Here is a 13,264-nt window from a genome sequence, read left to right on the forward strand (position 1 = left end):
TACCAATCTTCCTTTGTTACTCACTTTATTCACAACGCAGCACCAACACATCTGTTCCTTCTACTGATACTTCCTTCTGTATTGTACCTCCGGTGAGTAGGTTGACGTAGTTCTTATTCGAATTCAGTTGGATAACAGCTGGGTCTTCATTATGATTTATAACAATAAGGTGATTTGCTTCGTCTGAATTTCTTTCTACCATTTCTACATTCGGCGGCCCTTCAGCCGGCGGTTCAATATTTTTTTCAGCAGCAAGCGTCGTGATTAGCTGATTAACATAGTCGTATTCTGGTTCTGTTCCTACATAAATGGCTTTACCTTTTCCGAAAGAATGACTCGTTACTGCCGGCATATCTTTATACCATTCATCTTTATAGCTTGCTAACGTGTGCGCTCCCTCTAATCGAATAATATCGCTCCACGTCGAACATGAGAAATGTTGGGCATTGTGAACAATTTGATTGGTTTTCCCTTCCGCGTAAGGAACAAATTCTTCCACGTACATACCAAGAAAATGTCGGAGCGGGGCTGGATAGTGTCCTAAATGAATGCGGTCATTTTCATCGGCAATACCACTAAAATAAGATACAACCAACGTTCCACCAGTGTCGACATAATTTTCTAAATTTTTATCGTCTCCTAGTTTAATCATATAAAGCATGGGTGCAACGACAAGTTCATAAGCAGATAGGTCATCTCCAGCGCGAACAAAATCAACAGCTATATTATTAGCAAAGAAAACTTGATAATAGCTTTTGACATGGTCTAAATAATCTAGCTTATTATGAGGTTTTCCATCTAACTCCACAGCCCACCAATTTTCCCAGTCAAAAACAATCGCAACCTTTGCAGGTACTCTTGCGCCTACTAATGAATCTAATTTTTTGAGTTCATCACCCAATTGCTTCACTTCTCGGTAGACTCGGCTGGTTTCGTCACTCGAGTGCGGAATCATCGCACCGTGGAATTTCTCTGCTCCTGCCCGGCTTTGACGCCATTGGAAAAACATAATGCCATCTCCGCCGTGTGCAATAGCAGCATAACTCCAAAGCCTCATTTCTCCTGGCTTTTTCGGTAAATTAATGTCACGCCAGTTTACTTGATTCGTTACTTGTTCCATAAGAAAAAAAGGCTGACCCTTCTTCAAACTTCTCATAATGTCATGCTGCATAGCATGGGCAACAGGAATACCTTCACGCGGATCCGGATACGAATCCCACGTAATAACATCTAATTCTTCGGCCCATTGAAAATAATCTAATGGCTTAAATTCAAACATGAAGTTTGTAAAAATCGGAACATTAGGCGTCACTTCGCGTAATATGTCTTTTTCCAGTTTATAAAGTTCCAAGAAAGAATCGTTCATAAATCGTTTGTAATCCAGCTCTTGACCCGGGTTCACTAATGTTGGACTGTTCCCTGAAAAAGTAATTTCTTCGAAACTGTTATAACGTTGACTCCAAAAATTCGTTCCCCATCTTTCATTTAACTCATCAATATGCTCATACCGATTTAAAAGCCATTTGCGAAATGCTTGTAAAGAATAGTCACTATAACATTCTGACATATGACAAGCGTATTCATTATTTATGTGCCACATTTTTAAAGCTGGATGATCTTTATAACGATCTGCTAATTTTTTAACTAAACGAACCATAGCTGATCTGTATTCTGGACTATTAGGTGAGTAATGCTGCCTTGAACCAAAAGAATACGGTACATTATATTGGTTTACCGCCACAGAATCTGGATATTTCATAGATAGCCAGGCAGGAGGGGATGCGGTAGCTGTTGCTAGACACACACCAACTCCATGATCATGCAGCATATCCATTACTTTATCGAGCCAAGAAAAATCATAATTTCCTTCTTCTTTTTCCAGCACAGCCCAACTGAAGATTCCAACAGATATCAGATTCACCCCTGCTTTTCTCATTAATTTAGCATCTTTCAGCCAAACATCTTCCGTCCATTGCTCAGGATTGTAATCACCGCCGTATGAAATATTTGTGAGCACATCAGAAACCGTTTTCATTTTTGATCACATCCTTTTCTATTTAGTTATTAAAATAGCTTATCACATTTTTGTTTTTGTTTGAATAGAAGTATTATTTTTTATTTTTTGTTATAATGAATGCGATTACAAAAATAAAGGAGGGATATTTCTTTCAATGAAACTATTTTATAATCACCCCGCTAAAACATGGACAGATGCCTTACCAATCGGTAATGGAAGATTAGGGGGGATGATTTTTGGAGATGTGACAGAGGAACGCCTTCAATGTAACGAGGACACTCTTTGGTCTGGTTTTCCCAAAGATAATACAAATCATCTGTCAAAAGATCTTTTGACAGATGTCCGTCAATTAATTAACGAAGAGAAATTTTCCGAGGCCAGTTCGTTGTCTAAATATTTATCCGGAACCTATACACAGGCTTATCTGCCTATGTGTGATCTTTTTCTTTCTTTTCACCATGACGGCCCGTATACTTCTTTTGAACGAAGTCTTGATTTGGAAAAAGCTCTGGCTAACGTCCGGTATAAAGTAAATGGCGTGAACTACACACGTGAAATCTTTGCTTCTCAACCGCATCAAGTAATTATCTTAAAGCTTGATTGTGACAGTATGGGTTCCTTGCATTTCAACATTGGATTAAGCAGTTTATTGAAAAGTTCCCTTACTATTACCGAAAACGAACTCATTCTTACCGGCTATTGCCCAGAACATGTAGATCCTAATTATTATAGCACTGAACAACCTATTATCTATGGCGATATCGATGAAACAGATGCCATGACATTTGAGAGTCGCGTAGCTATAACTACTAATGGAATAGTTCAACAAAATCCTGATACCTTGGAAGTGAAGGAAGCAACAACAGCCACAGTTTTTCTTAGTGCTGCTACAAGTTACAATGGCTTTGAAAAATCACCGAGAAAAGAAGGGAAAGATCCTTCTGTTTTAACGAAAAAAGCGATAACTGATGCTGTCGCAAACACATACACCCAACTACGAAATGCTCACCTTTATGATTACCAAAAATTATTCGAACGTGTATCTTTTCAGCTCGACACCACCGAAAAAGAAATAAAACTCCCAACAGACGAACGTATTATCAATTATGGAGCGAAAGATAAAGGATTAATCGAATTGTTGTTTCACTATGGACGTTATTTAATGATTTCAAGCTCTCGTGAAGGTACTCAACCCGCAACTTTGCAGGGAATTTGGAATCAGGAAATTCAGGCTCCTTGGAGCAGCAATTATACGTTGAATATTAATGCTGAAATGAATTATTGGGCTGCCGAGGTCTGTCACCTGCCGGAATGCCACGAACCGTTTTTGAAGTACATCCAAGATATCTCCAAGACAGGTCAGTATACAGCCTCCGTTCATTATGGCTGTAAAGGATGGACCGCACACCATAACGCAGACATTTGGAGACATTCTGCACCGGTAGGGGATTTTGGTCACGGAGATCCCGTATGGGCTTTATGGCCACTAGGAGGGGCATGGTTGACAAGGCATCTATGGGAACATTTTACCTTCAACCTCAACAAGACGTATCTTCGTGAAACAGCTTATCCCGTGATGAAAGAATCTGCTCTCTTTTATTTGGATTGGTTAGTGGAAGATATAGACGGCTATCTCGTCACAAACCCTTCGACTTCACCAGAGCATAAATTTATATCAAATGGCCAAACGGCATCCGTCAGCAAAGCATCCACGATGGATATGGCGCTAATATGGGATGTTTTCACAAATACGATAAATGCAGCCAGCATTCTAGCATTAGATGAAGAGCTTCGAGCGTCGTTACGGGAAGCAAAATCGAAATTATTTCCGTACCATATCGGGCGGCATAACCAACTACAAGAATGGTACAAAGATTTTGATGACGAAGAAATAGAACATCGTCATGTTTCTCATTTATACGGTGTGTTTCCAGGAGAACAGCTGACCCAAGCGAAAACTCCAGAACTTTTTGAAGCAGCGAAAGTGTCGTTAGATCGCCGAGGGGACGGTGGAACAGGGTGGAGCTTGGCCTGGAAAATCTGTTTGTGGGCCCGCTTTCAAAAGGGAAATCGTGCTTATCACCTGATGGAAAACTTATTGCAGCTCGCTACAGAAGAAGAAACGGTTGAACAAAAAGGAGGCGTCTATAGAAATCTCTTTGACGCTCATCCACCATTTCAAATTGATGGGAATTTCGGCTATACAGCCGGTATCGTAGAATTATTGATGCAATCTCACCAACGTTTTATACATTTATTACCGGCTTTACCTAAGGAATTTCCAGATGGAAGTATTAGTGGTATTAAGGCACGCGGGGGATTCGAATTGGCGATTACTTGGACGAATAATCAATTAAAAGAAGCTTCTATCTACTCTCACAACGGGCAATGCTGCGTAGTCTATACAAACCAATCTGTCAAAATCACAACGAAAAATAAAACGGAAGTAAAAACGTTTAAAAATGGAATGTTATCTTTTGATACCAGTCCAGGAGAAATATACTACGTGATAAAACAGGAGTGATATGTTATGAAATGGAAAAAAAAACGATCGAATTGTTTTTATTGGGGATAGCATTACCGAAGAAGGAAGATTTGAAGACCCTAACGATATAGGAGACGGATACGTCAAACTGATTCATGACTTTTTACTTGTCCACCATCCATCTCTTCAACTTGAAATAATAAATCAGGGAATAGGAGGAAACCGTGTTACTGACTTGGCAGATCGTTGGGAAAAAGATGTGTTGGACTATAATCCTGACTGGGTATGTATATCGATTGGAATCAACGATGTATGGAGACAACTCGACAGTCCTGATATGGAGCAAATCTATCCCGATCGATTCGAGAGAGTGTATGACTATATCCTCGGCCAAGTCAAAGAAAAAACAAAAGCTTCAATCATTTTAATGGAACCTACTATCATTGAAGAAACAATTCAATCTGAAGGAAATCGAAGGCTTGAGCCTTATGTGGAAGCAACACAACGACTTGCCAAGCTCTATGATGCTATTCTAATTCCGACAAATAAAGCTTTTCACGCCTATTTAGAAGTCGAAAGCAATGTTCCGCTAACAACGGACGGGGTTCACATGAATTCCAAAGGAGATATGCTCATGGCCTCCACTTGGATAAAAACCATTTCATTCTAAATGAAACGTTTAAGAAAAACGGAGCTATCCCGTACAAGTCGAGATAGCTCTACTTTTAGTAATTCAGTTGAAATACACAATAGCTGATCATCCTGTAGGGAACGCTTTTTTCTTACGAGGAACCTGAAACATTCGCAAAAACAAAGAATTCTTCAACTAGCCCCTTTTAGGATAACCTCATTCACTTATTAATCCATAACACCGAGTAGCCGCGGCAGCCACAAGCTGATTTCCGGTATAAATGTCACTAATAGCAAACCTACCACGAGTGGTATATAAAAAATGAATAATGGTTTAACGATTTTTTCAATACTTACACCACTCACACTGCTTCCTATAAATAAGACGGTTCCAATCGGTGGAGTAGTAACGCCTATAGCAAGTCCCATTGTCATAATCATACCAAAATGTACCGGATCTACACCAAGTTCTGTTGCGACTGGATAGAGAATTGGAGTAAATACTAATAATGCAGGTGCCACATCCATAAATATCCCTACCAACAATAGTAAACCTGCAATCATAAGCATGATAACAAAGTAATTATCAGATATAGACAACAAAGCATTTGTTATCGTCTGTGGTATCTCTGCAAAAGTCATCACCCACGACATGGCAGTGGAAGCACCCACCAGTAATAAAATCATCCCTGAAAAGACAACTGTCTCTTTTAAAATGACTGGGATGTCTTGTATCGACAGACTTCTGTAAATCAAACTTAATAACAGAGCATATAACACAGCCACTGCGGCACCTTCTGTTGCAGTAAATACACCAGCAGCAATACCGCCAATAACGACTACTATTAATAACAAACTTGGTATCGCTTCCAGAATTATTTTAAAAGCTTCTTTCCATTGAACCGGATCACTCACCGGGTAATTATTTTTCTTTGCTAAAATGTAAGCAACAATTAACACTAACAAAGCCATCAGCATACCAGGAACATATCCAGCAATAAATAAAGCCCCTATAGAAGTCCCACCGCTTAATAATGAATAGATAATTGGTATTCCGCTCGGGGGAATCACCTGACCTGTGGGTGCTGATGCAATGTTAACTGCTGCTGAATAAGCTGGGTCATAGCCTTCCTTTTTCTGTTGTGGTCCCATTATTTTTCCCATTGTAGCGGCTGATGCGATAGCAGATCCAGATATCGACCCAAATAACATATTACCCAATACATTCGTATGAGCCAATGAACCTGACATTCTACCACCAATAAGTTTCGCTAGATTAATTAACCGTTGTGCAATACCTCCGTTATTCATAATGCTCCCTGCCATCATAAAAAAGACCAATGCTACTAATACGAAACTGTCGATTCCGGTAATAATTTGTTGTGAAGTGACGAGTAATGATGAATCTACCGGTAAAAGGAACAACGCTGCCACAAATGTTGCAATCGCGATACTTACAGAAATAGGAACCCCTGCAAATAGTAGAATGAAAAAAACACCAAATAAAGCTACAGCGGTGATTAATGTTGTACTCATGACTGTTCCCTTCCTTCCATCCGTTTTCTATCTAATACATTCAAAACTTGATAGATGATGATAAAAATACCAGACGCCGGTAGTATGCTGTAAATAGCTCCCATCGAAATACCAAGAATCGGGGATGATTCTGTCAATGTAGCATTTACTATAGTAAAACCACCTAACACCAACACAAATAATGCAAATAGTAAAACAACAACATCAATTCCTATGCGAACCCATTTATATATGTTTCCTTCAAATTTCTCCCTTATAAAATCTAATGATAAATGTTCACCACTCCCAAAACCGTATGCCGCTCCAAGCATGGCAATCCAAATCAGTGAAAATCTAGCCACTTCTTCTGTTATAACGCTTGGATCACCAATAACAAAACGAGTGAATACTTGCCATAAAGTAGCTATTGTTAGAAACAGAATCAAGACACTAGCTAACGTTAATAAAAAATTATCTAATACCTTTCTTGTCTTATCCACTTGGATTCCCCCTTCACCTTCATTATTCACTCTTTTAATTCTTCAAATTTATCCAATATCTCTGCAATATCTTCATTTTCACGGCGTTCTTCAATTAGCGGTTCTACTCTTTCTCGAAACGGTTCTTTATCAATATCTTCATAAAACTCAACGCCCAATTCTTCCTCAGATTCCTGCTTGCTTTCTACCATCAGTTCCTCCCACAATTCATCGTGAGAAGCCGACGAATTACGGGCTGCTTCTTGAACCAATTGTTTTTCTTCTTCTGAAAAACTATTCCAAGTATCCGCACTCATGATTAAAAAATCAGGAATTCTAGTATGTTCATCGTAGGAAAAGGTTTTAGCCACTTCTCCGTGATTAGCATCTGTTAATGCAATATGACTGCTCTCTGCCCCGTCAATAATTCCCTGCTGTAAGCCAGAATAGACTTCTGAAGCTGGAAGCGGCGTAGGAGAAGCACCCAGTAATTCCATTGTTTCTATCGAAGTAGAGTTATTCATGACTCGAATTTTTAGTCCATTCAAATCATCAGGATGTTCAATAGGAGTATCGCCCGTATAGAAACTACGTGTCCCTGCTTCATAATGAGTCAAACCTCTCAATCCAACATCTTCTAAATCGGCGTACATATCTTGTACCGTTTCTGATTGCATAACATTTTTAAAATGAGTTTCATTTTCGAAAATGTATGGTAGACTAAACACGGAAAACTCCTCTGAAAAGCTTTCTAAAGCTCCTCCATTCACTTTCGCAATATCGATAATGCCTGTCTTCACCAACTCTAGCAAAACTGTTTCATCGCCTAATGTTGCTTCGCCATATGTTTCCACTTGCATTTTATCATTCGATTTATTTTCAACTTCTGCACCAAATTCTTCGAGACTTCCATAAACTGGACTCGCCTCACCATGAATGTGAGCCATTGTAAGCTCCCTGTTGCTAATCTCTGTGTTATCGCTTTCATCATTGCCCGAAGAAGTAGTTTCGGTACTATTACAGGCACTGACAAAAAGCGTCATTAAAATTAATAAACAGCCAATTTTCTTCATATTATCCCTCCGAGCATTATCTTGATTTAACGAAAATGATTTGAAATCCCTTTCAAAAATTCATGAGGTTGAATGTTTGATTTTCTTTTATTTTATTGATTAATGTTATATTGGTCTTATTAAAACAAGAAATTATATCTCAAAATCGGAAATAATATTTTGTTTTTGTGTGAATATTTCGAGAAAACCTTTACATACAAAATAATACAGACATAATTAAATAAAAACAATATCAATCTATTTATAGTGCGCCATAAGAAAAGTGACTCTTGAGAAAATTACCCAACCTCCGTCCTTGTGTCACTAAATAGCCGAACTGAAGGTGATTGGTTTTCGATTCGGGAAAGGATAACGATACAGCCCAAAAAAATCCACAATTTTTCCACAAAAAAGGACATCCTTTTTAAAGAATGCCCCGGTTTGAAGATATATTTCCTTTATTTTGTAGATATTGAGAGTTTGTCTTCCTTTTTCTTTACTACATTGGTATCAATAGCTGCTTGACTCACGGCTTCAGAAACAACCTTAACGACTCTTTCATCCAAAGGACTTGGAATAACATAATCTGGGTGTCGTTCATGTTCTTCTATTAGGTCTGCAATAGCTGTTGCTGCCGCCAATTTCATCTCTTCATTAATTTCTGATGCTCTAACGTCCATAGCCCCTCGGAATATACCAGGAAAAGCGAGAACATTATTCACCTGATTTGGAAAATCAGAACGGCCTGTGCCAACTACCCTTGCTCCTGCTTCTTTTGCTTCTTGAGGTAATATCTCCGGTACAGGATTAGCCATGGCAAAAATAATTGGATCTCTATTCATTTTTTGGACCATTTCCTTTGTAATGCTGCCTGCGACCGAAACCCCTATAACAACATCAGCATCTTCTATAACATCCTCCAACTTACCCGTTATTCTTTGCGGGTTCGTTCGTGCAGCCAATTCTTCCTTCCTCTCATTCATTCGTTCTGTACGACCATCATAAATAGCACCTATCGAATCGCATAAAATAACTTCTTTCACACCCAACGATAATAATAGTTTCGTTACCGCTATTCCTGCTGCTCCTGCTCCATTTATCACTACTTTACTATCAACAGCTGATTTCTCGACGAGTTTTAGAGCATTTATTAGCCCTGCTAACGTAACAATCGCTGTACCATGCTGATCATCATGAAATACAGGGATATTTAGTTCTTTACGCAATGCATTCTCGATAACAAAACAGTCCGGCGCCGCTATATCTTCTAGGTTAATGCCTCCAAACGTTGGTTCTAACGCTTTTACAATCTGTATAAAGTGTTGCACATTTTCTTGATTAATACATAACGGAAAAGCATCAATTCCTGCAAACTCCTTGAATAAAATAGCTTTTCCTTCCATTACGGGAAGAGAGGCCTCTGCACCAATATTGCCTAATCCCAGTACGGCCGAACCATTGCTTACTACCGCTACCATATTCCCCTTGCTCGTATAATCATAAATATAATCACTATCCTCATAAATATCTTTGCACGGTTCTGCCACCCCTGGTGAATAAGCCAATCCTAAATCTTCTTGTTTATTTATTTCCACTTTTGAATAGGTTCCTATTTTTCCATAATGTTCCTTGTGCAACGATAAAGCTTTTTCCCTCATCGACATTTTTTTCGCTCCTTTTTTCGTTTGAATATTCTGAATAATAATGACGTACTGATATCATACAGCCCTATCCTAAGAGATAGGGTTGTATGATAAAACGTGCTATTTATGGTTCTCCACTCCATATAAAAGTCTATACGTGTTCTACAAAACTTTTTTTCATCTTATCTAGTGTCTCATCACCTGGTTGATTCCATATCGCTTGATTAATGATTTCTACTTCAATCGGGCCATGATAACCAGCTGATTCGACGGCTTTTCTCATTTTCCGAATTTCAATCACGCCGTCTCCCATCATACTGCGGCCTTTAAATATATCTGGCAGCGGAACAGCCCAGTCTGATACGTGAAAACCTAGAATGTTTTGTCCAGCTCGTGAAATTTCTTTATACAATTCCGGATCCCACCATACATGAAACACATCAACTACAACACCAACCTGATCTGTTTTCATATTTTCACTAATAGTATTAGCTTGCCCTAGTGTTGAAATAACTGAACGATCAGCAGCGTACATCGGATGCAGTGGTTCGATTCCTAGTTTTACTCCATGTTGTTCTGCGTAGGGAATCAGCTCTGCAATACCTTCTTCTACCCATTTTCGAGCACTTTCAATATCACGATCAGGTGCCGGTCCGCATACGAGCACTAGCACATCTGTATTTAATTCTGCCGCTTCCTCAATTGCTTTTTTATTGTCTTCAATTCTTTCTCTACGTTCTGCAGCTGTAGCTGCCGGGAACATACCGCCCCGGCATAAACTAGACACTTTAAGACCGGCGTCATTTATTAGCTTTTTACTTTTAGTAATTCCGATTTCTTGAAGTTTGTGCCGCCAGACAGATATCCAAGGAATTTCCTGTCTAACACATCCTTGCACCGCTTCTTCTAATGACCACTGTTCTGTTGTAATCTGATTTAAACTTATCTGTTTTAAAGATGGAGCGTCACTCATGTCGTTTGCACCCCCTGTTCAATACCTGCTTGTTCCAAAACTAAACGTATTTTTTTAACTGCGGAATCTGGATCCATTAACAGGCCGGCTTCATCTGCCATTACAAATAAATCCGACAGGTGAATAATCGAACGAGATCCTTCTGCACCGCCAATCATACGAAAGTGAGATTGATGTCCATTTAAGTAAGCCATGAACACTACACCTGTTTTATAAGCAAACGTTGGTTTTTGAAAAATATGCCGTGCCAAAGGTACCGTTTTATCAAGAATTTCGTGATATCGATTAATATTACCTTCATCTAGTGCCCGTAATCCTGCTGAAGCAGCAGGAGCAATGGCATCAAAAATCCCTAACAAGGCGTCACTGTATCCTTGATCGTCCCCTTTAATTAATTCAGGATAATTGAAATCATCTCCTGTATACATCTTCACTCCATCAGGAAGCATATTCCGCATTTCTATTTCCCGTTGTTTATCAAGAAGTGAAATTTTTATTCCGTCCACTTTGTCTATATTATCTCGAATGATTTTAAGACATACGTCACGTGCTTCATCCAAATTGTCGTGACCCCAATATCCTTTCAAGGCAGGGTCAAACATGTCTCCAAGCCAATGTAAAATAACTGGCTCTTTTACTTTCCTTAAAATATTTCCATACACTTTTTCATAATCTTCTGGGCTTTCAGCACAAGCAGCAAGTGCGCGACTAGCCATCAATATAATTTGACCGCCTTCTCCTTCAACAAACTCACATTGTTCCGCATATGCGTTCTCTACATCAGCAAGTGTCACACCTGGTCCAGGAAGCAGTTGATCGGTTCCGGTACCGCAAGCAATTCTGCCATTCACCGAACGTGATTCTTGGATAGAACGTTGAATCAACTCTTTCGCGCTTTCCCAGCTTAACCCCATTCCGCGTTGCGCAGTGTCCATCGCTTCGGCTACACCAAACCCTAGAGACCACAAATAATGACGATACTCCATTGTTCTCTCCCAATCAATTTCGGCGTTTTGTAACGGATCGACATCCGCCAACGGATTACATACAACGTGTGCTGCCGAAAACGCCGTACGTTTTTCAAATGGTTTTCCTGTCTCTACTTCAAATGGTTTCGATTGGGAAGGTGTGTACGTATATAAATCTCCTCCCGCTTTCGGAAGATTTAACGATTGAACCATAGTCGAGTCCCTCCTATAATTTAATGTCCGGTACATCTACCCAGCATCTTTTTTCCCAAGATTCCAATCCAAGATCGGACAGCTGTGTTCCTTTTGCACCTTCAAGCAAGTCCCATGGGAAAGCATCATCTCTGTGTACATGTTTTAAAAATTGTTCCCATTGTACTTTAAACCCATTATCGAACACTGCATTGTCAGGTACGTCCTGCCACTGATCTTCAAAATCAAATGGGTTTTCAATATCAGGGTTCCATACTGGTTTTGGAGTGTTAACTCGGTGTTGTGTTTTACAGTTTCTAAGACCAGCTACTGCGCTACCTTCCGTACCATCTACTTGAATAGTCAACAAGTCATCACGGTTTACGCGCACAGCCCACGAAGAATTCGCCTGCACTATCACTCCGTTATCCAATTCGAATGTGCCATAAGCAGCATCATCCGCTGTCGCCTTATAAGGTTCTCCATTTTCGTCTATACGTTCTGGAATGTGAGTCGCACCGAGACAAGATACAGATTTGACATTGCCAAATAAGTTGTCAATGACATAGCGCCAGTGGGCGAACATATCCACTATAATGCCACCGCCATCTTCTTTTCGATAATTCCAAGAAGGGCGTTGTCCTTCCTGCCAATCCCCTTCAAAAACCCAATAACCAAATTCCATTCGCACCGAAAGCATTTCTCCAAAAAAGCCTGCATCAATAAGACGCTTTAGTTTTAATAAACCTGGCAAAAATAACTTGTCTTGCACAACCCCATTTTTCACACCTGCTTCATTTGCCAAACGAGCAAGTTCTACCGACTCTTCTAACGATGTGGCGGTTGGTTTCTCACAATAAATGTGCTTCCCAGCAGCAATCGCCCTTTTTATTCCATCTGGTCTACGTACGGTTGTTTGAGAATCGAAATAAATCTGATTATATGAATCATCAAGGGCTTCATCCAAATTAGTGCTCCAACGTTCTATATTGTGCTCTTTCGCCAAATTCTCTAATTTTTTCTCATTACGGCCTACTAAAATAGGATCCGGCATAAGGTACTCTCCATCTCCTAATGCTACACCGCCTTGTTTACGAATTGCCACAATGGAACGAATCAAGTGCTGGTTTGTCCCCATCCTTCCCGTTACACCATTCATAATAATGCCCAGTTTATGTGTAGACATATGAACAATCCCCTCTCCTTTTATCAATGTAGTCTTATCATAATAAAACGCATACATATTGTCTTATTAAATAGGGAAGGGCGGTCTCAATATCGGAACTAGAATAAAAAACGAGCCGGAAAGG

The 13,264-nt window shown here is 39.6% G+C and carries 10 protein-coding genes; 2 read left to right on the forward strand and 8 right to left on the reverse strand.

The annotated features are described in order from the left end of the window. Nucleotides 1-25: 25 nt before the first annotated feature. Nucleotides 26-2,035, reverse strand: a complete 2,010-nt coding sequence (locus tag J2S78_RS12680; protein ID WP_306899093.1) for a beta-galactosidase — start codon at nucleotides 2,033-2,035, stop codon at nucleotides 26-28. 136 nt (nucleotides 2,036-2,171) lie between these two features. Here J2S78_RS12680 and J2S78_RS12685 point away from each other — a divergent pair, with 136 nt between their 5' ends. Together J2S78_RS12685 and J2S78_RS12690 are read left to right on the forward strand one after the other, a co-directional pair. After that, nucleotides 2,172-4,541 carry a glycoside hydrolase family 95 protein gene (locus J2S78_RS12685; RefSeq protein ID WP_306899094.1) on the forward strand — a complete coding sequence of 790 codons (2,370 nt, stop codon included), beginning with the start codon at nucleotides 2,172-2,174 and terminating at the stop codon, nucleotides 4,539-4,541. A 40-nt stretch (nucleotides 4,542-4,581) separates the two neighbouring features. Next, nucleotides 4,582-5,172: an SGNH/GDSL hydrolase family protein gene (locus tag J2S78_RS12690; protein ID WP_306899605.1), complete on the forward strand. Its 591-nt coding sequence runs from the start codon at nucleotides 4,582-4,584 to the stop codon at nucleotides 5,170-5,172. Nucleotides 5,173-5,360: 188 nt separating this feature from the next. On the opposite strand, the gene J2S78_RS12695 is transcribed toward J2S78_RS12690, so the two are convergent. The 7 genes from J2S78_RS12695 to J2S78_RS12725 all read right to left on the reverse strand — a co-directional run bounded on the left by J2S78_RS12695 (nucleotide 5,361) and on the right by J2S78_RS12725 (nucleotide 13,140). After that, nucleotides 5,361-6,668: a TRAP transporter large permease gene (locus tag J2S78_RS12695; protein WP_306899096.1), complete on the reverse strand. Its 1,308-nt coding sequence runs from the start codon at nucleotides 6,666-6,668 to the stop codon at nucleotides 5,361-5,363. Further along, entirely contained in the window at nucleotides 6,665-7,147 is a 483-nt protein-coding gene (locus J2S78_RS12700) for a TRAP transporter small permease (protein WP_306899098.1), read from the reverse strand. Before J2S78_RS12700 ends, J2S78_RS12695 begins: the two co-directional genes overlap by 4 nt. 26 nt (nucleotides 7,148-7,173) lie before the next feature. Continuing rightward, nucleotides 7,174-8,199, reverse strand: a complete 1,026-nt coding sequence (locus tag J2S78_RS12705; RefSeq protein WP_306899101.1) for a TRAP transporter substrate-binding protein — start codon at nucleotides 8,197-8,199, stop codon at nucleotides 7,174-7,176. 437 nt (nucleotides 8,200-8,636) lie between these two features. Next, nucleotides 8,637-9,842, reverse strand: a complete 1,206-nt coding sequence (locus tag J2S78_RS12710; protein ID WP_306899103.1) for an NAD(P)-dependent malic enzyme — start codon at nucleotides 9,840-9,842, stop codon at nucleotides 8,637-8,639. Nucleotides 9,843-9,972: 130 nt separating this feature from the next. Beyond that, complete coding sequence (locus J2S78_RS12715) at nucleotides 9,973-10,794, reverse strand: sugar phosphate isomerase/epimerase family protein (RefSeq protein ID WP_306899105.1); 822 nt, start codon at nucleotides 10,792-10,794, stop codon at nucleotides 9,973-9,975. Next, the gene (locus tag J2S78_RS12720) at nucleotides 10,791-11,975 is read right to left on the reverse strand and encodes a dihydrodipicolinate synthase family protein (RefSeq protein WP_306899107.1); all 1,185 of its coding nucleotides are present in this window, start codon (nucleotides 11,973-11,975) and stop codon (nucleotides 10,791-10,793) included. The genes J2S78_RS12715 and J2S78_RS12720 overlap by 4 nt, the downstream gene beginning before the upstream one ends. A gap of 13 nt (nucleotides 11,976-11,988) precedes the next feature. Beyond that, a complete protein-coding gene (locus tag J2S78_RS12725) occupies nucleotides 11,989-13,140 on the reverse strand; it encodes a Gfo/Idh/MocA family protein (RefSeq protein ID WP_306899109.1) in 1,152 nt (383 codons plus the stop codon). Nucleotides 13,141-13,264: the final 124 nt, after the last annotated feature.

Source organism: Salibacterium salarium (genome assembly GCF_030813635.1).
Classification (GTDB): Bacteria; Bacillota; Bacilli; order Bacillales; family Marinococcaceae; genus Salibacterium; species Salibacterium salarium.